This is a genomic window from Flavobacterium luminosum, from assembly GCF_023635005.1.
GTDB lineage: Bacteria > Bacteroidota > Bacteroidia > Flavobacteriales > Flavobacteriaceae > Flavobacterium > Flavobacterium luminosum.
The window spans coordinates 93529-115390 of record NZ_JAMLJM010000007.1 but is presented as its reverse complement, the minus strand read 5'-3'; the positions used below and the strand labels follow the sequence as shown (position 1 = coordinate 115390).

Here is a 21862-nt window from a genome sequence, read left to right as displayed (position 1 = left end):
TCCGTTATAATTTTCTATATTCGTCAATATACAAACTAAAGACCAATGTTAGATAAAATTCAACTGGATAACATTTTGTTTCTGGATATAGAAACAGTGCCAGAATTCGAAAATTTTTCCGATCTGGATCAAACTCGCCAAGAACTTTTTGAAGCCAAAACGCAATACCAACGAAAAGACGATTTTACTCCCGAAGAGTTCTATGATCGCGCGGGAATTTGGGCAGAATTTGGAAAAATCATCTGTATTTCGGTTGGATATTTTACGCATAAATCAGATGTTCGTCATTTCAGAGTAACTTCTTTTTTTGGCGATGAAATTAAAATTTTGAAAGATTTTTCTAATTTATTACAAAATCATTTCAGTCAGCCACAACATGTTTTGTGTGGTCATAATGCTAAAGAATTCGATTTTCCGTTCATTGCACGCCGAATGATTATTCATAATGTTCCAATTCCTACGAAACTTAATTTGTTTGGTAAAAAACCGTGGGAAGTTCCACATTTAGACACGCTGGAATTATGGAAATTTGGTGATTATAAACATTATACTTCTCTAAAGTTGCTAACTAATGTGTTAGGTATTCCTTCGCCAAAAGACGATATTGACGGCAGTGAAGTGGCTTCTGTTTTTTATATTGAAAAGGATATCGATCGTATTGTTACCTATTGTGAAAAAGATGTAATCGCCGTGGCGCAAATTTTACTCCGTTTGCGTAGAGAAGATTTGTTGGTTGAAGAAGAAATTATTCATGTGTAGTGTTTTCACTTTTTTGACAATCTTTTCAGTATAAAAATTTAAATATCTTTACAAAAAAATTAAGGCATGGTTTTAAGCAGGTTTTGGCTCGTTATTTTTATTTCTTCGATTCTTTTTGTTGTAGTTGGATTATTTACCGGAAGCAGTTATTCGATAGATTATGTGTTAAACGGTAAAAAAGATGAACCAATTTTGGTCTCTGAAAAATATCTTAACGAAATACCGAAGTTTGTTGCTGATAGTATCGAAAAAGCACCCGAAATGACGATGGTGGTTGATAGAGATACTTCAAATCCGGATACAACTTATGTGTATAAGAGTCAAACGGTAAAATTATACAGCGGTGTTCAGAAATCGGACGGTTTGTTGCCTACCTGTAAAAACAGTTTAACCGATTTAATTATTCCTTTAATTGCTTATTTGGCTTTCTTCTGTGGATTAATGGAATTGTTGATCGTTTCAGGTGCTTCGGAAAGGTTAGCACGAAAATTAAGCCCTGTTTTTGCGAAAGTATTTCCTTCGGTACCGAAGAACCATGAATCTATTTCATACATGACCTTGAATTTTGCGGCGAATTTTCTTGGATTAGATTCAGCAGCGACTCCTTTTGGATTAAAAGCTATGGAAAGTTTACAGGAAATTAATCCTGAAAAAGATAAAGCTAGTGATGCACAAATTATGTTTATGTGTTTGCACGCTGCCGGATTGACTTTGATTCCAACTTCAATTATTGGATATCGTGCGGCTGAAAACGCAGCTAATCCTGCAGATGTAATGTTGCCATGCATCATAACTTCTTTCGTAGGAACTATTGCGGCCTTTATTTTAGTAGGAATAAAGCAACGTATTAATTTTAGAAGTGCTTCGTTGGTTTTGGCTATCACAACTATTATAGCTGCAATTGCTGGTCTTTTATTTTACATTAATGGATTAGATCTTATAGGTAAAAATTATTTTACTGGGAATCTTTCTGGATTGATGTTGATTTCCATCATTGCAATTACTTTGATTTTTGCATTTAAGAATGAGAAAAAATTCGCTGAAAAAGGGACTACTATTTTTGATACTTTTGTTGAAGGAGCTAAGAATGGATTAAATACAGGAGTGAAGATTTTCCCTTATGTGATGGGAATGTTAGTGGCTATTTCTTTCTTTAGAAACAGCGGTTTGTTTGAGATAATCAGTAACGGGATTTCTTTCGTCTTTTCGAATATTGGAGTAAGCAAACAAATTACCGATTCACTGCCAGTAGCAATGCTTCGTCCTTTTAGTTCTGGTGGTTCTAGAGGATTTATGATTGATGCAATGCGAAGTTTTGGACCGGACTCTTTAACGGGACGTTTGGCTTGTATTTTTCAGTGTAGTGCCGAAACTACTTTTTATGTTATAGCCGTTTATTTTGGATCGGTGAATATTAAAAATACGCGATACACTTTAGGAATGATGTTGCTAATTGATTTGATCTGTGTGATTACCGCCATTTTAATAGCCTCATGGTTCTTTTAATATAAACAAAGGGATAGTTTTTAGCTATCCCTTTTTTATTACTGTGTTTTTTGTTTAAAAATGTTGAATTACGACAGTTTTGGTGTTTACAAATTCCTTGATGCCTTCTTCTGCTAATTCTCTACCATATCCCGACTTTTTAACCCCTCCAAAAGGAAGCCTTGGGTCAGATTTTACCATTTCATTAATGAAAACCGCACCTTCGTTAAATTCCGGAATTCGGGTTTTAATGCTTTCTACATTTTGTGTGAATATAGAAACTCCTAGACCAAATTCCGATAAATTGCTGAGGGCAATAGCTTCGTCTAGTGTTTTAAAAGAAAGTAATACGGCTACGGGACCAAAAGTTTCTTCTTTGAAGACTGGCATCTCAGGAGTTACTTTAGTGATTATTGTTGGACTGTAAAAAGCACCTTCGCGTTGGCCTCCCAAGATAATTTTGGCACCCATACTCACGGATTGGTTGACTTGTTTTTCTAGATCTTCTGCTAGATCTATTCGAGCCATTGGACCTATTTGAGTTTCAGGATGCATAGGGTCACCTTGAATCAATTCTGATAATGCTTTTTTATATTTTTCAGTGAAGGCTTCAAATATATCTTGATGAATTAAAAATCGTTTTGCAGCAATACAGCTTTGTCCTGCATTTTGCATTCGTGCATTGACTGCAATACGAATTGTTTGGTCAATATTAGCATCATTACAGACTATAAAAGCATTACTTCCTCCTAGTTCCAATAATGATTTTTTGAGGTATTTTCCCGCCTGAGCGGCAACACTACTTCCTGCGGCTTCACTTCCGGTTAGAGAAACAGCTTTTACGAAAGGGTGCGCTATTATTTCGGAGACTTTATCACTCTTAATGGCAATATTTTGGTAAATTCCTTCAGGAAACCCACTTTTGATGAATAAATTTTCTATACTCTGTGCCGATTCCGGTACATTACTAGCGTGTTTGACCAAAACGACATTGCCCGCTATAATAGATGGGATTGCAAATCGGAATACTTGCCAAAATGGAAAATTCCAAGGCATAATGCCTAATAAAACACCCAAAGGTTCATAAGTTACAAAACTTTCAACAGCTTCCGTTTTGATGTGTTTAGTTTCTAGAAATACAGCCGCATTGTTGATGTAAAAATCACATAATAGTCCACATTTATCTACTTCGGCCAAAGATTGTGTGATCGGTTTGTTCATTTCTTTGGTGATGAGAGTGGCATAATAGTTTCGGTTTTTTTCCAACTCTAATTGTAGGTTCTTCACCAATACCATGCGCTCTGCTATGGTTTTCTTTTTCCAATTTCCGAAAGCTTCGTTTGCGATATTTATTTTTGACAACATATTATTATTCAATAAAATGTAAAGTTACGTTTTTTAAAGAAACGTAAATTCTGATATCGGTATAATCTTCAGGGGTTGTTTTATAATACCATTACTATCTGAATTCTCTAGATTGTGTGTCATTAAGATGGAAGTCTAATCTTCGGGTAAGATTTTCTGTAACGCCAATATACTATTTATCTAATTTTTCGGAGTGGAGTATGTAAACAATAAATTCCAAGAGATAATGAAAATAAAAAAATCCTAACCATTGTTATGATTAGGATTTTGCTCCCCCTCTTGGGCTCGAACCAAGGACCCTCTGATTAACAGTCAGATGCTCTAACCAACTGAGCTAAGGAGGAATCACCATGAAAGGTTTATGTGTTTGCTAAAAAGTTGCTCCCCCTCTTGGGCTCGAACCAAGGACCCTCTGATTAACAGTCAGATGCTCTAACCAACTGAGCTAAGGAGGAAGATTAATATCTTTTTAGCGAGTGCAAATATAATCTAAATTTTATAATCGCAAACAAAAAATATTAATTTTTTACGATTATTTTTTAGCAAGGATATCCATGATCCATTGATAAATATCTTTTCCGAAGGTAAAAGCCATCAGAGTCAATAAGATAATCATTCCGAACGTTTGTACATACCCGGCTGCTTTATCATTTAATTTTTTACCGGTAACCATTTCTACAATCGTAAACAAGGCATGTCCTCCATCTAATCCAGGAATAGGTAACAGATTCATGAAGGCAAGACCTATTGAGAAAAGAGCTGTGAAATTCCAAATAAATTCCCAATTCCAAGTGTCAGGAAGTTGTCTGGCAATCCCTATTGGACTTTTCACTTGCATAATGGCGCCGGTTTTTGGTTTAAGTATTAGTTTAAACTGTTTTACGTTGTAAACTAACATTTGCCATGATTCGTTTACTGCGGCAGGTATAGCTTCGAAAAGTGTTAAATGATTTGTGATTTGGTATTGTTTTTTATCTAATGCATCAAATTGAATGCCTAGCTTTCCTTCATTATTGGTTTTGGCATTAATAACGACAGGTTTATCTTCTCTAAGCACTTCAATGGCAATTTCAGTATTTTTATTTGCTCTGAGGTAAGTTGTTAGTTGTTCTAATGTTTTTATATTTTGTCCAACGATGCCTTTAATGCCATCTCCAGATTGCATACCGGCTTTTTCAGCATTTGAACCAGACTCCACTTCTTTGATGAAGACATCGCTTAATCGTGGTTTCAAATTCGTAAACAAGGTGTTATTTAGACCAAAAGAACCTTCTTTGTCAATTTTAACGTTTATTAAAGTATCTTTTCCATTTCTATTTACAATGAAATTCACATTTTGATTCTTGTAATTTTTACAATAGTCTTTAATTTCATCAAAATATTTGAAAGTATGACCATCAATTCCTTTTAGTTGATCATCTACTTTAAATGAAGAGTTTTTATCGCTGATACTATCAATGGTAACTTCAGCAATATCAAAACGAGGTTTGATGAAGTTTTTACCTTCTGCTCCTAAAATTTCACCTTTTTGTTCATCGGTTAAATTTAAAGTCACTTTTTGACCATTGCGGTCTACAATAACTTCGTCGCTCAGTAGGACATCCACAACCATCCAATTAAATTTAGGTTGTAATTTGCCGTCTACAGAGACAATTTTATCCCCATTTTTAAATCCTACTTTTTCACCAATATCCCCAAAGGCTAAACCATTTTCCTGAATTCTTTCAGAAGAGATGTATTTTTGGCCAATAGTTGCATACATCACAGTGTAAATAAACCAAGCCAATAAGATGTTGACAATGATTCCTCCCAACATTACAATTAATCTTTGCCAAGCCGGTTTAGCACGAAACTCCCAAGGTTGAGGTTCTGATTTCATTTGCTCGGTATCCATACTTTCATCAATCATTCCGGAGATTTTCACGTAACCTCCCAAGGGTAACCATCCAATTCCCCATTCGGTTTCTCCTATTTTCTTTTTGATTAAAGAAAAACCGGCATCCATGAATAAGTAGAATTTTTCTACTCTCATTTTGAACATTTTGGCTGTGATGTAATGCCCAAATTCATGAAGAATTACTAATACAGAAAGTATAAAGATTATTTGTGCAAATTGAATCATTTTTACGAATAGTTTTTTATTTAAACGACAAAAGTAAGGTTTTCGCCTTACTTTTTATGTCAATATATTGGATGAATTAATTTTTTATAAATTTTTTAAGAGCTTTACCTTCAGAAGTCTCAATGATTATGGTATATAACCCATTACTTAAATGTGAAATATCGATTTTAGAGGCATTGGATTCCATGGCTTTTTGTCCTAAAATAGTATAAAATTGTATTTTTTGTAAAGATGCCGTGTTAGGTATTTCAACCTCTATGTATGTTTTAGAAGGATTTGGAAATACATTGACTTGCTCGTTCAATTCAAAATTATCTTGTGAAAGAGAAGTAGTACTATTTTTAGAAATGATATCCTTTAGAGGGTCAAAAGCAATCCCAGTCATGGTAGTGCCGGGAGGAATGGTTACTTTAAAACTTTGACCATTGAAGGTATTGTTTAATCGTACGTCTTGCGTAGTACCATTACTTAATGATAATCTCATGGGAACAGGCATCTCAAAATAAGACACATAACCAGGATATGTAGAGTCGGTAATTGATTGTGTTTGATTGATTACTACGGTTACCTGATTAGTTCCAGAATTGTAAGCGTTAATGTTGTAGATAGGATATCCTTCATCATAAATCCAATCATTGAAGAATTCTTGCAAACTACTACCATGAACTGCTTCTAAATGGTATTGTAATTGTGGTGTAACGGCATATTTGTAGGCAAGCATAGGGTCATTTAAGTAATTGCGTAGAGCTTGAAAAAAATTGGTATCTCCCATGACATAACGAAGCATGTGTGTTACCATGGCACCTTTGTTATAAGAAAGGCGGTAATCAAAAATACGCCCAACAGAAGCTGTCTGTGATTCATTTAGATAAAGATTACCCGTCGTTTGGCTTGTTATTCCATAATAAGCGTTGTTTATTTTGTAGTCTTTCCAATTTAAAAACGCAGGTTGACCGTCAAAACGTTCAATTACACACCCTGACATGTATTCTGTTAGTCCTTCGTTGAGCCAAATATCTTGCCAGGTGCCACAAGTGATTTTGTTACCAAACCATTGGTGTGCCAATTCATGTGAAACTAATTCTCGGTTAAAATTGGACATAAAAGAATTGGTCGAATGTTCCATTCCTCCAATATTGCTAGGCCATTGTGTATGGCCATATTTTTCAGTATTATAAGGATAAGGACCTATTTTGGTTTCTAAGAAGTTGATGATATCAAGGGTTTTAGCTAAAGTATTTTTGGTAGTAGTTGTATTATTCTCAGGGTAAATATAATCAATAACAGGGAAAGAAGGATTTCCAGCAGTTCCTGTGTTTAAGGTCGTATAATTTGAGACGGCTATGGCAACCAAATAGGCAGGAATTGGGTAATTGTGTTTGTAGTGATAGGTAGTATTAGAACCATTGACTACATTCGGTAAATGTCTTACGCCGTTAGAAACTCCTATGTATTCGGAAGGGCAGGTGATGTATACTTCTAGGCTTTCAATTTTGTCGTTTAAATTTTGTTTACAAGGCCACCAATCTCTTGCTCCGTAAGGTTCAGATAAAGTATATATAATAGGTTTTGGTGGTGATCCATGTGTTGATTGTGAAAAAGCAGCTTGTCCAGTGGATGGTATGCCATTGTATGTTATTTCTACCGTAGCGTAGTTTCCAGTTGTTAGTGTAGAAGGAAGTGTGATGACTAATTCGTGGGAATCGTTGTGAATGGCTACCAAATCAGATCCATTCATTTTAACAGCAGTAATGTTAAAGGGGTTAGTGGGAGTCTTAAACAAATCAAAAGTTACTGTGCTCATGTTAGAAAGCGCTTTGAATGTAGTAGTAACTTTTCCACTAATCATAAAAACATTTGGATCTATAGTGAATTCCAGCTTTGAATAGGTGATATCGTAATTGGCTGTATTAGGATTAGCCCTAAAACCTATTTTTTTAGAAGCCAATTTCATTTCGGCTTCTGCAATAGTTATGGTGTCATTATTTTGTGCAAAAACAGCAACCGTGAAGAAAATGTAAAAAAAAGTAAATATTTTTTTCATAGTTTATAATTTACACAAAACTAGTGAAATACTTGTTTGTTTTTTGAAAAACAGCTGTTAAATAATAAAAAGAAAGAGCGCCGAAAGGGCGCTCTTTAAATCTTTTACTTTCCTAGCAGTAAAAGGTCATTGACAATTACTTCGGTAAAATAGCGTTTGTTTCCGTCTTTATCTTCATAAGTACGGTGAGTTAATTTTCCTTCGATTCCTATTTCCTTTCCTTTGGAAACATATTTTTCTATAATGTCGGCTGTTTTGCCCCAAGCAGACACATTGTGCCATTGTGTATCGGTGACTTTATCTCCTTTTTCGTTATAGAAAACTTCGTTGGTAGCCAAGACTAATTTAGCTAGCTTTTTTCCTCCTTCAATAATTTTGATTTCAGGTTCTTGTCCTACGTTTCCGATTAATTGTACTCTGTTTCTTAATGCATTCATGGCGTTTAAAATTTAAATGTTATTGTTAAATATAAAATGTCAGAAAAACGATTGTCTCGTTTGAACTTGACGATGCAAAGATTGGAAGACTGTTTTAGAATATTCGGTTAAAATACGTTTATTTTCGTTTGTAATCGTTTGTTGTCGTTTGCAAATGGAAAATTTATTATATTTGAATCAAATGGCTAACTATAAATAAGTTAATCAACGACCGATTTTGAATGTACTTCTATAAGTTCAGGTGTCAAATACACTATTAAGAAGTCATAACTACTAGGTTTTAAGCTTTTATATTAAGCTTATAATTTAGATTAAATGTTTAACAGGAAATTATCTTTTCCCATTGTAAAAAAAATATTGTGATGAAACATTGTTTAGAATGCGGTGAAAAAATTTTGGGTAGAGAAGATAAGAAATTCTGTGGAGATGGATGTCGTAATACCTATAACAATAAGATGAATAAAGATAGTAACAATTTAATGCGAAACATCAATAATAAATTGCGCAAAAACTATCGTATTCTAAATGAATTAAACCCCGATGGGAAATCGAAAACCACCAAAACCAAACTATTAAGTAAAGGTTTTGATTTCGAATATATTACCTCAATTTATACCACTAAAACAGGCAACATCTATTACTTTCTCTACAATCAAGGGTACATGGCCATTGAAAACGAGGGTTTTGTGTTGGTTAAAAAAGACAATTAATTATGCAAAAATCAAATGCCACGGCCGTTTCTTCGGTATTGTTTATTATTGTTACAATATTTCTGGTTTTTTATTCATTCACTCCCAAGTTTGATCCAGAAGAGGAGGTTCCAATTACCGAATTTTCAACTAAAAGAGCTTTAGAAAAAGTAAAAGTTATCGCGCAAGAACCGCATTATGTAAGTTCGTCTAACCACGAAACCGTAGTAAACTATTTATTAGGGGAATTAAAAAATTTAGGTCTTCAGCCTGAAATCCAAGAAGGTTTTATTCTGTCAGATGGCGGAACATTGGTAAAGGCTAAAAATGTCATGGCTCGAATCAAAGGGACTGAAAATACAAAAGCTTTGGTATTGTTGTCGCATTACGATAGTGCTCCGCATTCTAAATCGTTAGGAGGAAGCGATGATGCTAGTGGTATTGCTGCAATTTTGGAAAGCGTAAGGGCTTTTCAGGCGCAAAAACAACAACCAAAAAATGACCTTATTATTCTTTTTACAGATTCGGAAGAAATTGGACTTAACGGAGCGGCTCTTTTTGCAACGCAACACAAGTGGGCTAAAGAGGTAGGATTAGTCTTGAATTTTGAAGCTCGTGGTACTTCAGGACCTGCTTATATGTTAATGGAAACCAATCAAGGCAACGCCAAAATGGTTGATGCCTTTACCGCTGGAAAATTGACTCATCCGGTGTCAAATTCGTTAATGTATAGCATTTATAAAATGTTGCCGAATGATACCGATTTGACCGTATTTAGAGAACAAAATAAAATTCAGGGATTTAATTTTGCTTTTATCGACAACCATTTTAATTATCATACACAACAAGATAATTATGAAAATTTGGATAGAAATTCTCTAGCACACCAAGGAACTAATTTGTTTCCGTTATTGAAACATTTCGCAAATGCCGATTTGACTAATTTAAACTCAACCGAAGACAAAGTATATTTCAATATTCCGTATATGTTTATCAATTATCCGTTCTCGTGGGTTTTCCCTATGTTGATTTTGGTTACGGTACTATTTGTTTTTTTCTTGTTTATAGGAGTTGGGAAAATGGTCTTACAGCCAGCAGAAATTCTAAAAGGGTTTCTTCCGTTCCTAGGAGCAATGTTGGTTTCTGGTCTCGTGACTTTTTTGGGCTGGAAACTTCTTCAAAAAATATATCCACAATACAATGATATGTTGCATGGATTCACCTATAATGGTCACGATTATATTTATGCTTTTGTCTGTATAACCTTAGCCATTTGTTTTTGGTTTTATCACAGTAAAAATTCAAAGCCTAATGAATACAATCAACTAGCAGCACCATTAATTCTTTGGTTGATTATTAATCTATTCATCGCATTTAAATTGAAGGGAGCTGGATTTTTTATTATTCCCGTTTTATCGAGTGTTATTATGTTAGGCTATCATGTAATCACACAAAAATCTAATGCGATACTCAATCTCATTTTGACTTTGCCGAGTCTATTTATTTTGGTTCCTTTTGTACAGATGTTTCCTATTGGTCTAGGTTTAAAAATCCTTTCAGGAAGTGCTATACTCACGGTTTTGATTTTTGGTTTGTTATTACCAGTTTTCGGATTCTTTCCTAAGAAAAGAGCCTGGGGAACATTATTTTTTGTCTTAGCCTTGGCCTTTGTTTATAAAGCACATCAAAGTTCAGAATTCCAGCCGGGAAAAGCCAAACCCAACAGTTTATTGTATGTTTATAAGGCAGATGAAAATAAAGCGTATTGGGCAACATACGATATTAATTTAGACGAATGGACAAAAGGCTATTTGGGTGAAAAACCTGAATCTGCCGAGAGTTTAAATAAGATTAAGATGTATAGCAAATACAACTCGGGATTCAGTTATATGGCACAAGCACCTCTAAAAAATATTCAGAAACCTACGATAGATTTCGTAAAAGATTCGGTGGTTTCGGGTAACCGACATTTAAAAATCAGTATCACTCCCAATAGAAAAGTGAATCGATACAATGTATTTTTCAATAAGACCACACCTCAAGATTTGATAGCCAATGGAGTAAAAGAAGTCGCTTTTAAAAGCAATATTTCTTCTAAAGACAGTCAAAAAGTGCTAACCTACTATGTGAAAAACAACGTACCTTTGACGATAGAGTTTTCAATTCCTGCAAATCAGAAATTAGACCTTGATCTCAAAGAAAGTTCTTTCGATTTGTTGGAAAATCCTCTCTTTAGCATTGCCAAAAGAAGGGATTGGATGATGCCAAAACCTTTTGTTTTGAATGATGCCATTGTTTTAGAACAAAAAATTAAAGCCAGTCCCAAAAAGGAAATAATGAATCAGACAGTAACAGCTTTAAATGAAACAAATTAGTATTTTAGGTTGCGGTTGGTTGGGGTTACCTCTAGGTGCCAGTCTTGCAGAAAAAGGAATCATTGTAAAGGGTTCTACTACTTCATTGGACAAAAAAGAAGTTTTAGAGAAAGCGCACATTATACCTTATATTATCCATTTAAAAGAAGATCAGGTAGAGGGGCCTTTTGCTGAATTTTTACAGAATTCTACCCTTTTAATTATTGCTGTTCCTCCAAAATTAAGAGGAGATAACAGTGAGAACTTTGTTGCAAAAATTCGAAATTTAATTCCTTTCATTGAAAGTTCAAGTATAGAAAAGATTTTATTTATCAGTTCTACATCAACCTATGGGGAAAGTGATAGTTTAGTGACCGAAGCTACTCTCCCGATTCCCGAAACAGAAAGCGGGAAACAATTAGTTCAGATAGAACAACTGTTGTTACAAAATAAGCAATTCAAGACTACAATTCTACGATTGGCCGGATTAATTGGAAAAGACAGGCATCCTGTAAAATATTTGGCCGGAAGAAATCATTTGGAAAATCCATCAGCACCGGTGAATTTAATTCATTTTGAGGATTGTATTAACATTATTCAAACGATTCTTGAGAAGGAAATTTGGGATGAGGGCATCTTTAATGTGGCAGCTCCTTTTCATCCTTCTAGAGAAGAATATTATACCTCAAAAGCAAAAGAGTTAGGATTGCCTTTGCCTCAGTTTTCTTCTGAGAAGGATACCTCAAAAGGTAAAGTTATTATCTCTGAAAAATTAGAAAAAGTACTGAATTATTCATTTAATCTTGATTTGTATTAATGTTAAACAAAGCAAAAAACGCAATTTCACAAAAAGCAACAGCTGTGGGATTGCCTATGTTGGCTTTATTTTGGGTGAGTTTCTTTTGGGGTACAACTTGGTTGGCTTCCAAGGAAGGAGTTCGACATATGCCGGCATTGCAGTTGGCCGCCATTAGACAGTTTATTGGAGGAGGGTTGTATGTGTTGTACTTTGTTTGGAAGAAGGAGCCATGGCCTAAAAAAAAGCAGTGGAAAGCAATTTTTGTTCTAAGTATCCTCAATTTTGTGCTAAGTAACGGATTAAGTACTTGGGGTGTTAAGTATATTTCCAGTGGGTTAGGAGCCATCATTGGAGCTATTTTTCCTCTTTGGATTGTTATTATTAGCCTTTTCAATGGAGAAAAGTTAGCAAAATTGGCATTAATAGGCTTGCTAGTAAGTTTTGGAGGTGTTTGCGTGGTATTTTCTGATTATTTATCAGATTTGTTACGTCCCGATTTTCAGTTTGGTATCATTTTATCAGTAATTGCTACATTCACTTGGGCTCTAGGAAGCTTATACACCAAAAAGAAAGCAGCGAGTTTTAATCCCTATTTTAGTTTAGGATTGCAAATGTTGATTTCTTGTATTTTACTTTTTGCCTATACTGGAGCTACTGGAACTTCTGTACCAATACAAACCATTCCTGCCGAAGCATGGTGGTCTATTGCTTATTTAGTGTTTTTCGGCTCTGTAACCACTTTTATTGCCTTTATTTATGCTTTACAGCGATTACCAACAGAATTGAGTAGTGTTTATGCGTATATAAATCCGATTGTAGCGGTTATTTTAGGTAGTTTTCTGTTTGATGAAACATTAACCATTGCCATTGTCACTGGAGTAGGATTGGTAATTTTCGGTATTTATTTGATTAATTATTCTTTAAGAAAAACCAATAAAAAAGAGAGCGTTTAGCTCTCTTTTTTATTATTTATTTAAGTGTAAATTACCAGATTTTTACTCTTTCTTCTGGTTTTACATATAATTTATCTCCTTCTGTGATACCAAAGGCTTCATAGAAAGCATCTACGTTTTGTAATGGTACATAAGCACGATACATTCCAGGAGAGTGAGGATCTGTTTTTACTTGGTTTTTAATAGCCTCGTCTCTCATTTTCGATCTCCAGATAGTAGCCCAAGAAATAAAGAAACGTTGCTCAGGTGTAAATCCATCGATATTTGCAGGTCTTCCATTCTTTTTCAAGAATATCTGTAAACCATCGTATGCAGCGTTTACACCTCCTAAGTCACCAATATTTTCACCTAAAGTAAATTTACCATCAACAAAAGTACCAGGAAGTGGTTCTAGTGCAGAATATTGAGCTGCTAAGGATCCACCTAAACCAGTAAATTGTTTTAAATCGTCTTCAGTCCACCAGTTTACTAAATTACCATCAGCATTGTATCGTGAACCAGAATCGTCGAAACCATGAGAAATTTCATGTCCAATTACCGCTCCAATTCCACCGTAATTTACAGCTTCATCTGCTTTATAATCGTAGAATGGAGGTTGTAAGATAGCCGCAGGGAAAACAATCTCATTGTAAGATGGATTGTAGTAAGCATTTACCGTTTGTGGAGACATTCCCCAACGAGTTTTGTCAACTGGTTTTTTCAAGTCGGCAATATTTTCAGCAAATCCCCAACGAGCAACATTTTTCATGTTATCGTAGTAGTTACCACCTTGTTCTGGTGCAACAATCGCTAATTTAGAATAATCTTTCCATTTGTCTGGATAACCAATTTTTACGGTAGATTTTCTTAATTTTTCAATCGCTCCTTTTCGTGTAGCAGGAGTCATCCATGGCAAATTGTTAATACGGTTTTCGAAAGCCAAGAACACGTTGTCAATCATTGCTTTCGCTTTTTCTTTCGCTTCTGCAGGGAATTTTTTCTCTACATATAATTTTCCTAGAGCTTCTCCCACAGTTCCGTTAACCACTTGTAAAGCTCTTTCCTCACGTGGACGTTGTTTTAAAGCACCTTGTAACGTTTTGCTGTAAAATTCCCAGTTTGCCGTTTCAATTTCACTAGTTAAAACACCTGTCGATTTGTTGATTAGCGTCCAACGCATGTAAGCTTTCCAATCTTCTAATTTGTTCGCTTTAAAAATATCTTCTAAAGCAGTCATGTATTTTGGTTGAGAAACAATTAGAGAATCGATTTTTCCGATTCCAATGTTTTCTAAATAACTATCCCATTTCACAGACGGAGTCAATTTTTGCAAATCAGCTACTGTCATTGGGTTATAGGTTTTTCTTCGGTCACGACGCTCCACACGGTCTAAACGAGGACGAGCCATTTCAATTTCAAGCGCTAATACTTTTTCAGCACTTTTTTGTGCGTCGGCAGGTTTTTCACCTAAAAACTGAAGCATTCTTGCAACGTGAGCTACATATTTTTCACGTTTTTCTTTAGAGTCTTTATCTTCAGAAACATAATAATCTCTATCAGGTAATCCTAAACTTCCTAAGCCAATATAAACCACGTTGCGGTTCGAGTTTTTGGCATCAGGTCCAATTCCAGCACTGTAAAAACCTAAACCACCTTCTGGTGTCATCTCAGTGATTAATTTGTTTAGATCTTCAATATTTTTTATTGCTTTGATCTTTGCTAGATAAGGTTTTAAAGGAGCGATTCCTTTTTTGTTTCGAGCAATGGTATCCATATACGTTTTGTATACATTGACTGCTTTTGCTTGATCAGAAGTAGGATCTAATTTTTTAGAAGCTGCTTCTTTCAAGATAGCCAAAGCATCTTTGTCAGTATTTTGACGTAATTCGTCGAAACTTCCCCAGCGGGTTTTGTCGGCTGGAATATCGGTTTTGTCATACCAAGTACCGTTTACAAAACGGAAAAAATCATCACCTGGTTTAACGGATTTATCCATGTAATTCAGGTTGATTCCCGGGTTTTGTTGTGCGTAACTTTGCATCGCGGATAAGCTTAGCAGAGTTAAGACACTTAGAGTTACTTTTTTCATTTTTACATTTTTGATGGTTACAGTAAGAATTAGTTGATATTTTAACGTGTCCGTTACAATAGAAACCAAAAATAATTATTTATCTAATGCTTTACACTTATTTAACATTGTGTTTAGAGTTGTAAAAATATATCCTTTAAAGAATCTAAAATTTGTGAGTGAAGGTTTTTTTCTTTAGTTGAATACTTAATGTTTTCACAATCCTTTTTTTCTTTTTTCAGGATTTAATTATATGTAGTAATTTTACCGAAACTTTTCAAGATGATGGCTCTCTTCAAAAAATACCGACTTTTTATTGTAACTATAACTGTAATTTCGGTGGCTTGTATTACCTTGTTTTATTTTGCTTTAAAACCTAAAAAAACTTTACCGATTTATACACCTTCAATGGTGAATCCGGAGTTAGTCGATACTACAGTTCAGCATATCGCCAACCATCATTATATCCCCGATTTTGCTTTCACCAATCAAAATGGAAAAACAATTACTTCGAAGGATTACGAAGGAAAAGTTTATGTAGCCGATTTTTTCTTCACTACGTGTCCTACTATTTGTCCACTAATGACCGATAATATGGTTTGGTTACAAGAACAAATAAAAAACAATCCTAAAGTAATGCTTTTGTCCCATTCAGTAACGCCTGACATTGATAGTGTACCTGTACTAAAGGCATATGCACAAAAAAAGGGAGTGATTGATGCGAAGTGGAATCTAGTGACTGGAGACAAAAAAGATATTTACTACATAGCACGAAAATCTTATTTGGCTGTTAAGACTGGAAAACCCGAAGAGCTATACGATATGGTGCATACCGAAAATTTCGTATTGGTAGATCAAAAAAAACGCGTTCGAGGTTTCTATGACGGCACTAAAAGAGAAGAGGTTGAAAAATTATTGGAGGACATTAATTTATTGTTAGAAAAAGAATAAATTCGAATCTCTTGATTTTTATCATATTTAGAATGAATTTTAATTAGTAACTTTGTAATCTTAATTCAATCTAAATAAGTGGAAATTAATTTAGCTCAACTACAAATTGGTCAAAAAGGAATCATTCAGGATTTCGATATTGATTTGGTTCCTCTAAAACTACTCGAAATGGGTTGTTTGCCTGGAAACGAAGTGCAATTACTGCAGGTAGCTCCTTTTGGAGACCCTTTGTACTTAAATGTTAATGATTCGCATTTAGCCATTAGATTGGAAACAGCTTTGGCTATTATGGTAGAAATTCCCAATGAAGAAAAATTATGAAAGTAGGGAATATTAACATTGCATTAATCGGGAATCCTAATGTTGGGAAAACTTCCGTATTCAACCAGTTAACAGGGTTAAATCAACAAGTGGGCAATTATCCCGGGATTACAGTAGAAAAAAAGACGGGTGTTTGCAAATTAGCATCGAATCTTAAAGCTACAATTTTAGATTTACCGGGCACTTATAGTTTGAATGCCAGTTCGCTAGACGAAAATGTGGTTATTGAGTTACTTCTTAATAAAAACGATAAAGATTATCCAGATGTAGCTATTGTGGTTACTGATGTAGAGAATTTAAAACGTAATTTACTCCTCTTCACTCAGATTAAAGATCTTGAAATTCCTACCATTTTAGTGATTAATATGGCCGATAGAATGTCCTATAAAGGCATTTCGCTTGACATTCCTTATTTGGAAAAAATGCTTAAAACCAAAATTGCTTTGGTAAGTTCTAGAAAAGGAGAGGGAATTGAAGAACTAAAAAACTTGATTGTTAATTTCAGGAGTTTACCTACCGAGCCTTGTTTGAATGCTTCGGAGATTGATGTAGAATATTTTAATAATTTACGTAAAGCGTTCCCAACGCAATCGTTATACAAATTATGGTTGGTAATTACACAAGATGTCAATTTTGTCAATTTAGACCGTAAAGAGTTGCCCAGTTCTTTTACCAGATCGAAAGATCAGTTAAAAAGATTGCAACACAAGGAAACGATCAAAAGATACCAATTTATTAATGATGTCCTGAAAGTAGGACAAACTATCGATATTAACTCGGCAAAAGATATCAGAAGTAAGTTCGATCGAATCTTAATGCATAAAGTCTGGGGTTACGTGATCTTTTTCTTTATCTTGATGTTGATTTTTCAAGCCATTTTCGATTGGGCAAGCGTTCCAATGGACTTTATTGATAATGCTTTTGTTTCGTTAGCGTCGTTGGTAGAAGGAATATTGCCTGCCGGTGTCTTGACTAATCTGATTGTACAAGGAATTATTCCTGGCATTGGGGGAATTGTAATTTTTATTCCTCAAATTGCCTTTTTGTCACTTTTTATATCTCTTTTAGAAGAAAGTGGTTATATGAGTCGCGTTGTTTTTTTAATGGATAAATCGATGCGAAAATTTGGTTTATCCGGGAAAAGTGTCGTGCCTTTAATGTCCGGAACTGCTTGTGCTATTCCTGCTATTATGGCCACCCGTAATATAGAAAATTGGAAAGAACGCCTGATAACTATTTTAGTAACTCCTTTCACTACTTGTTCCGCAAGATTACCGGTGTATGCTATTATTATTGCTCTGATTATTCCTAATCAGCGTATTTTCTGGGTATTTAATTTGCAAGGTTTTGCTCTTATGGCGATGTATCTTATAGGCTTTCTAATGGCACTTATTTCCGCTTTGATATTGCACAAAACCCTTAAAATTGATTCTAAATCCTATTTTGTAGTTGAAATGCCTAACTATAAAATGCCAATGTTTAAAAATGTAGCCATTAATGTGGTTGAAAAAACCAAATCATTTGTTTTTGGTGCAGGAAAGATAATCATGGCCTTATCGGTTATTTTGTGGTTTTTAGCGTCTTATGGTCCTGGAGAAAAATTTGAAAAAGCGGAAGAGATCTTGGCAAGTCAGTTGCCTAAAGATGAGCATTTTGATGCCAAAGTAGCCTCTTATAAATTGGAAAATTCCTATATAGGTAGAATTGGAAAATCGATAGAGCCAGTAATATCTCCTTTAGGATATGATTGGAAAATAGGTATTGCCATTGTGTCTTCCTTTGCTGCTCGTGAGGTGTTCGTGGGAACATTGGCTACGATTTATAGTATTGAAGATTCCGAAAATCAGGATGCAACAATTAAAAATAAATTATCGGAAGAAATCAATCCTTTGACTGGGGAAAAATTATTTAATCCCGCAACAGGAATTTCGTTATTGTTGTTCTATGCTTTTGCAATGCAATGCATTAGTACTTTGGCAATTACCAAAAAAGAAACGAATTCTTGGAAATGGCCTGTAGTTCAACTCGTTTTTATGTCGGGCTTTGCTTATGTGGTTGCTTTTATTGCTTATCAATTACTAAAATAATGATTCAAGAATTTATAGCTTTTGGTGTATTAGGAATATCAGTTTGGTTTCTGTTTAAGAAGTTTTTCGGAAGCAAGAAGTCAAAAGGAAAATGCGGTACCGATTGTGGCTGTAAATAATGCTTTTGTAATTTGTTGTTGATTTTACAGAGGATTATTGTAGCTGTATGTAATATTCCGTTGGTTCGATATTCTTTTCTTTTTTAGGATATGGGAGTATCGAGACTTTTGTTATTTGGGCTTTTTGTTGCGGTAAATGTTTGTTAAACCAATTTATGGCTGCCGCTTCTTTGTTTGGAGAAAGGGTTAATTGTATTTGCTCTACAAGGTTACGGTTTTCATAGGCCGCTACTTCAAACGTAATTTCACCTGCCCAAATGCATTGCACACCTTCCGGACAACGGGAATCGTTGAGTACTTTTATTAAAACAATCTCCTTGTTTTGTTTGGAATCCAACTTCTGATTGATGATGTTTTGGTTTTGAGTTGTGGCACAACCTATCAAAATATAGCTTGCAATTAGTAGTGATGTTAGTTTTTTCATGAGTAATTCGGTTAACCTAATGCTACATCAAGCGTCATCATAACGATGAATCCGCCAATAAATCCTAAAGTAGCAATATCTGTGTTTTTATCCAATTGTGTTTCGGGAATAACTTCTTCAATTACAACAAAGATCATTGCACCAGCTGCAAATGCCAAAGCATATGGTAAAATAGGGGTGAAAAAACTCACGGCTACGGCTCCCAATACCCCTGCAATGGGTTCTACTATTGCGGATGATTGTCCGTATAAAAAGCTTTTTCTTCTGCTCATTCCCATTCTTCGAAGTGGCATAGCTACTGCGATTCCTTCGGGGAAATTTTGAATTCCTATACCTATAGCTAACGTCAAAGCTCCTGCAATTGATGCTTCTGGTATTCCTGCTGCGACTCCTCCGAACAATACCCCAACGGCCAAACCTTCCGGAATATTGTGAAGTGTAATGGCCAATACTAAAAGAGTGGTGCGTTGCCAAGGCGATTTTATTCCTTCTGTTTCCTTAAAATTGATGTGTAAATGGGGTAAGGTTTTATCTAAGGCAAATATAAATAAGGCACCTAGAAAAAAACCTATCGCGGCAGGCATGACTTTAACAAATCCGTCGCCTTTACTCATTTCTATGGCTGGAGCTAGTAAACTCCAAAAACTCGCTGCGACCATGACTCCTCCAGTGAATCCCAGCATTCCATCGAGAACAGTACGGTTCATGGCTTTAAAGAAAAACACGAAGGAAGCTCCCAAAGCGGTGAGAAACCAAGTAAACAAGGTTGCATATAATGCCGCGAGTACGGGATCGATGCTTTCAAAATATTGGATTAGGTTTTCGAACATATTCTTAATTTATGTATAAATTACTTGCTATTTTATGTGACAAAACTTTGTCTTCCCCTTCAATTTCTACCAATAAGGTTTGATCGAAAGTTTCTTTTTCGAGAATCTTCATTGGAGTTCCTAAAGCAATTTTTTGTTTGTTGAGGTATTGCAGAAAGGCCGACGAAGAGTCTTTCACTCCCACGCAAATGTAGTTTTTGCCTACCGTTGCTTCGGAGAGTAATTGTTTGTCGGTCTTTTGAATTTCTCCATATTGATTGGGGATTGGATCGCCATGAGGGTCTTCGCTCGGAAAATTTAAAAAAGCATCGAGTTTATTGATGAGTTTTTCGGATTTAATGTGTTCTAATTCTTCCGCAACATCGTGCACTTCGTCCCATGAAAAGTCTAATTTTTCTACCAAGAAAACTTCCCACAAACGATGTTTTCTTACGATCATTTTAGCAGCTAGTAAACCCTGTTCGGTAAGAGAAACGCCTTGGTATTTTTGGTACAAAACCATTTCTTTCTCGGCTAGTTTCTTGATCATATCTGTTACCGATGAAGCTTTGGTGTCCATCATAGCAGCAATGGCGTTGGTATTTACTCCTTTGGGAGAAGCCGACGACAGATGATAAATAACTTTTAGATAATTTTCCTCAGAATGTGTCACAAAAATGTATTTTTCAGTCAAAAATAAATATTTATTACAAATAAATAAAAAATATTTTTAGATTAGACTAAAAAATAAACAAATAAAAGTATATCCCTGAACTAAAAGGCATTGTTTTTTATTGTAATAAGAAAAAAATGGGAGTTTTGATTTATGCCGAAGGATTGGCATATAAAAAGTGGTTTATCTCTTTTGGATCATTTAAAATTTCGTTTTCTTCTCATTTCAGTTGAACCGAATCTATTGAAGAAATATTTCGTCGATCCTTTTCAGATAAACCACTCTTTAGGTTTTTATTCTTCTTTGTTTTTCAATACCATTAGAAGGGTATAGGCATCTTTAACAACTACTTTTTTGTTAGATAGCACTGATGAATTTTTAATTTCGGTGTAGTCTTTCATTTTTGTACCAACTTCCACTTCAATCATTCTAAAAGTAGTATTGTTGTCGCTAACAAACACATAATTTTTGTCTTCAAAATTCACAATAGCCTCGTTGTTTAGAACGAAAGCATTATTGTTTTGTGATTCGATGACAGCATTCATATAATTTCCAGGGATCAGTTTTCCGTTAACATTATTAATTTTGGTAATCACTTCCACGGCATTTTCTTCGTTAATATTTCTATTCACATATAAAATAGAAGTATTATAGCTGTCCGAAGTATTGTTGCTAAATGCAGTTACTTTTTGACCAATGTACAGATTTGAAGCATCTTTATCATATACATTCAGTTTTAAGAACATATGCTGGTTATTGATAACTTCGAAAAGCATATCGGAAGCGTTAACATATTTACCTAAATTTATTTCTACTTTAGATACTAATCCGTTGATAGGAGAATAGATGGAAACAGATTTAGAAATGTTATTTGCGGTTAAAGTTGAAGGGTTAACACCTATAAGTTTTAATTTTTCTTCTAATGATTTTAACGTGATTTTTTGTTTCGCCAATTCGCTTTGCGCCATTTCATAGGTTTTATCACTAACTGCTTTAGAGGCATTCAGCTCTTTTTGTCGGTTAAAATCTTTGTTGGCGAAAGTTAGTTGTTGTCTAGTAGTCAGATAATCCTGTTGTAATTGTACGTATTGAGGATCTTCAACCACAGCTAAAACTTGTCCTTTTCGAACATTCATTCCTTGCATTACTTTGATGGCTTTTACATAGCCTCCCAAAGGCATGCTGATTGTAGCTATTGCTTCTGGTGCCAAAGTAATTTTTCCGTTGACCTTAATAGTATTGGAAACCGGTTTTTGGTCCAATGTTCCCAATTCAATTTTTGAATTTTTCAATTGATTTTCTGTCAAAACTACCTCAAATTCGTTTGTAGCTTCTTTGTTTTCCGCTGTTTCTGTTTTTTGTCCGCAAGAAGCTAAAACTATTGCAGCAAAAAATAGGTGATATATGTTTTTTATAGTTTTCAT

At 34.8% G+C, this 21862-nt stretch carries 18 protein-coding genes and 2 tRNA genes; 9 read left to right on the top strand and 11 right to left on the bottom strand.

Annotated elements, in window-relative coordinates; translation table 11 throughout:
- Positions 1-45 precede the first annotated feature (45 nt).
- Both NAT50_RS09795 and NAT50_RS09790 read left to right on the top strand, forming a co-directional pair.
- Entirely contained in the window at positions 46-759 is a 714-nt protein-coding gene (locus NAT50_RS09795; protein WP_250593097.1) for a 3'-5' exonuclease, read from the top strand.
- A gap of 66 nt (positions 760-825) precedes the next feature.
- Positions 826-2265 (top strand): nucleoside recognition domain-containing protein, encoded by a 1440-nt coding sequence (locus tag NAT50_RS09790; RefSeq protein WP_250593096.1) that lies wholly within the window; start codon positions 826-828, stop codon positions 2263-2265.
- 54 nt (positions 2266-2319) lie between these two features.
- On the opposite strand, the gene NAT50_RS09785 is transcribed toward NAT50_RS09790, so the two are convergent.
- The 6 genes from NAT50_RS09785 to NAT50_RS09760 form a co-directional block, all read right to left on the bottom strand.
- Entirely contained in the window at positions 2320-3609 is a 1290-nt protein-coding gene (locus NAT50_RS09785; protein WP_250593095.1) for an NAD-dependent succinate-semialdehyde dehydrogenase, read from the bottom strand.
- Between the two features lie 270 nt (positions 3610-3879).
- A tRNA-Asn gene (locus tag NAT50_RS09780) sits at positions 3880-3953 on the bottom strand.
- A 37-nt stretch (positions 3954-3990) separates the two neighbouring features.
- Positions 3991-4064, bottom strand: a tRNA-Asn gene (locus tag NAT50_RS09775).
- Positions 4065-4141: 77 nt separating this feature from the next.
- The gene (locus NAT50_RS09770) at positions 4142-5731 is read right to left on the bottom strand and encodes a site-2 protease family protein (protein WP_250593094.1); all 1590 of its coding nucleotides are present in this window, start codon (positions 5729-5731) and stop codon (positions 4142-4144) included.
- Between the two features lie 76 nt (positions 5732-5807).
- Positions 5808-7775 carry a M1 family aminopeptidase gene (locus NAT50_RS09765; protein WP_250593093.1) on the bottom strand — a complete coding sequence of 656 codons (1968 nt, stop codon included), beginning with the start codon at positions 7773-7775 and terminating at the stop codon, positions 5808-5810.
- Positions 7776-7879: 104 nt separating this feature from the next.
- The gene (locus NAT50_RS09760; RefSeq protein ID WP_250593092.1) at positions 7880-8212 is read right to left on the bottom strand and encodes a single-stranded DNA-binding protein; all 333 of its coding nucleotides are present in this window, start codon (positions 8210-8212) and stop codon (positions 7880-7882) included.
- Positions 8213-8574: 362 nt separating this feature from the next.
- Between NAT50_RS09760 and NAT50_RS09755 the strand changes: the two genes are divergently transcribed.
- Genes NAT50_RS09755 through NAT50_RS09740 form a run of 4 tightly spaced genes read left to right on the top strand, consistent with a single transcriptional unit; the run spans position 8575 to position 13007 of the window.
- Complete coding sequence (locus NAT50_RS09755; RefSeq protein ID WP_250593091.1) at positions 8575-8922, top strand: DUF2116 family Zn-ribbon domain-containing protein; 348 nt, start codon at positions 8575-8577, stop codon at positions 8920-8922.
- 2 nt (positions 8923-8924) lie between these two features.
- The gene (locus tag NAT50_RS09750) at positions 8925-11276 is read left to right on the top strand and encodes a M20/M25/M40 family metallo-hydrolase (protein ID WP_250593090.1); all 2352 of its coding nucleotides are present in this window, start codon (positions 8925-8927) and stop codon (positions 11274-11276) included.
- The gene (locus NAT50_RS09745; protein ID WP_250593089.1) at positions 11263-12072 is read left to right on the top strand and encodes an SDR family oxidoreductase; all 810 of its coding nucleotides are present in this window, start codon (positions 11263-11265) and stop codon (positions 12070-12072) included. The genes NAT50_RS09750 and NAT50_RS09745 overlap by 14 nt, the downstream gene beginning before the upstream one ends.
- A complete protein-coding gene (locus NAT50_RS09740; protein ID WP_250593088.1) occupies positions 12072-13007 on the top strand; it encodes a DMT family transporter in 936 nt (311 codons plus the stop codon). The genes NAT50_RS09745 and NAT50_RS09740 overlap by 1 nt, the downstream gene beginning before the upstream one ends.
- A gap of 31 nt (positions 13008-13038) precedes the next feature.
- Here NAT50_RS09740 and NAT50_RS09735 read toward each other — a convergent pair whose 3' ends face one another.
- Positions 13039-15027, bottom strand: a complete 1989-nt coding sequence (locus tag NAT50_RS09735; RefSeq protein WP_250593130.1) for a M13 family metallopeptidase — start codon at positions 15025-15027, stop codon at positions 13039-13041.
- 309 nt (positions 15028-15336) lie between these two features.
- On the opposite strand from NAT50_RS09735, the gene NAT50_RS09730 reads away from it, so the two are divergent.
- The 3 genes from NAT50_RS09730 to feoB all read left to right on the top strand — a co-directional run bounded on the left by NAT50_RS09730 (position 15337) and on the right by feoB (position 18413).
- Positions 15337-16005 carry an SCO family protein gene (locus tag NAT50_RS09730; RefSeq protein ID WP_250593087.1) on the top strand — a complete coding sequence of 223 codons (669 nt, stop codon included), beginning with the start codon at positions 15337-15339 and terminating at the stop codon, positions 16003-16005.
- 78 nt (positions 16006-16083) lie between these two features.
- Positions 16084-16326, top strand: coding sequence for a FeoA family protein (locus NAT50_RS09725; protein WP_250593086.1), 243 nt, complete (start codon positions 16084-16086; stop codon positions 16324-16326).
- Positions 16323-18413, top strand: a complete 2091-nt coding sequence (feoB, locus tag NAT50_RS09720) for a ferrous iron transport protein B (protein ID WP_250593085.1) — start codon at positions 16323-16325, stop codon at positions 18411-18413. Before NAT50_RS09725 ends, feoB begins: the two co-directional genes overlap by 4 nt.
- A 153-nt stretch (positions 18414-18566) precedes the next feature.
- Here the strand turns inward: feoB and NAT50_RS09715 are convergent, their stop codons facing one another.
- The 4 genes from NAT50_RS09715 to NAT50_RS09700 all read right to left on the bottom strand — a co-directional run bounded on the left by NAT50_RS09715 (position 18567) and on the right by NAT50_RS09700 (position 21862).
- On the bottom strand, positions 18567-18956 hold the full coding sequence (locus NAT50_RS09715) for a hypothetical protein (RefSeq protein WP_250593084.1): 390 nt from the start codon (positions 18954-18956) through the stop codon (positions 18567-18569).
- A gap of 11 nt (positions 18957-18967) precedes the next feature.
- On the bottom strand, positions 18968-19786 hold the full coding sequence (locus NAT50_RS09710) for a ZIP family metal transporter (protein ID WP_250593083.1): 819 nt from the start codon (positions 19784-19786) through the stop codon (positions 18968-18970).
- A gap of 4 nt (positions 19787-19790) precedes the next feature.
- Entirely contained in the window at positions 19791-20438 is a 648-nt protein-coding gene (locus NAT50_RS09705) for a metal-dependent transcriptional regulator (RefSeq protein WP_250593082.1), read from the bottom strand.
- A 293-nt stretch (positions 20439-20731) separates the two neighbouring features.
- Positions 20732-21862, bottom strand: coding sequence for an efflux RND transporter periplasmic adaptor subunit (locus NAT50_RS09700; RefSeq protein ID WP_250593081.1), 1131 nt, complete (start codon positions 21860-21862; stop codon positions 20732-20734).

Excerpts from the sequence above, each read along its gene's own strand:
- NAT50_RS09795 (WP_250593097.1), top strand. The coding sequence starts at position 46 with ATGTTAGATAAAATTCAACTGGATAACATTTTGTTTCTGGATATAGAA.
- NAT50_RS09790 (WP_250593096.1), top strand. The coding sequence starts at position 826 with ATGGTTTTAAGCAGGTTTTGGCTCGTTATTTTTATTTCTTCGATTCTT.
- NAT50_RS09785 (WP_250593095.1), bottom strand. The coding sequence starts at position 3,609 with ATGTTGTCAAAAATAAATATCGCAAACGAAGCTTTCGGAAATTGGAAA.
- NAT50_RS09770 (WP_250593094.1), bottom strand. The coding sequence starts at position 5,731 with ATGATTCAATTTGCACAAATAATCTTTATACTTTCTGTATTAGTAATT.
- NAT50_RS09765 (WP_250593093.1), bottom strand. The coding sequence starts at position 7,775 with ATGAAAAAAATATTTACTTTTTTTTACATTTTCTTCACGGTTGCTGTT.
- NAT50_RS09760 (WP_250593092.1), bottom strand. The coding sequence starts at position 8,212 with ATGAATGCATTAAGAAACAGAGTACAATTAATCGGAAACGTAGGACAA.
- NAT50_RS09755 (WP_250593091.1), top strand. The coding sequence starts at position 8,575 with ATGAAACATTGTTTAGAATGCGGTGAAAAAATTTTGGGTAGAGAAGAT.
- NAT50_RS09750 (WP_250593090.1), top strand. The coding sequence starts at position 8,925 with ATGCAAAAATCAAATGCCACGGCCGTTTCTTCGGTATTGTTTATTATT.
- NAT50_RS09745 (WP_250593089.1), top strand. The coding sequence starts at position 11,263 with ATGAAACAAATTAGTATTTTAGGTTGCGGTTGGTTGGGGTTACCTCTA.
- NAT50_RS09740 (WP_250593088.1), top strand. The coding sequence starts at position 12,072 with ATGTTAAACAAAGCAAAAAACGCAATTTCACAAAAAGCAACAGCTGTG.
- NAT50_RS09735 (WP_250593130.1), bottom strand. The coding sequence starts at position 15,027 with ATGCAAAGTTACGCACAACAAAACCCGGGAATCAACCTGAATTACATG.
- NAT50_RS09730 (WP_250593087.1), top strand. The coding sequence starts at position 15,337 with ATGATGGCTCTCTTCAAAAAATACCGACTTTTTATTGTAACTATAACT.
- feoB (WP_250593085.1), top strand. The coding sequence starts at position 16,323 with ATGAAAGTAGGGAATATTAACATTGCATTAATCGGGAATCCTAATGTT.
- NAT50_RS09715 (WP_250593084.1), bottom strand. The coding sequence starts at position 18,956 with ATGAAAAAACTAACATCACTACTAATTGCAAGCTATATTTTGATAGGT.
- NAT50_RS09710 (WP_250593083.1), bottom strand. The coding sequence starts at position 19,786 with ATGTTCGAAAACCTAATCCAATATTTTGAAAGCATCGATCCCGTACTC.
- NAT50_RS09700 (WP_250593081.1), bottom strand. The coding sequence starts at position 21,862 with ATGAAAACTATAAAAAACATATATCACCTATTTTTTGCTGCAATAGTT.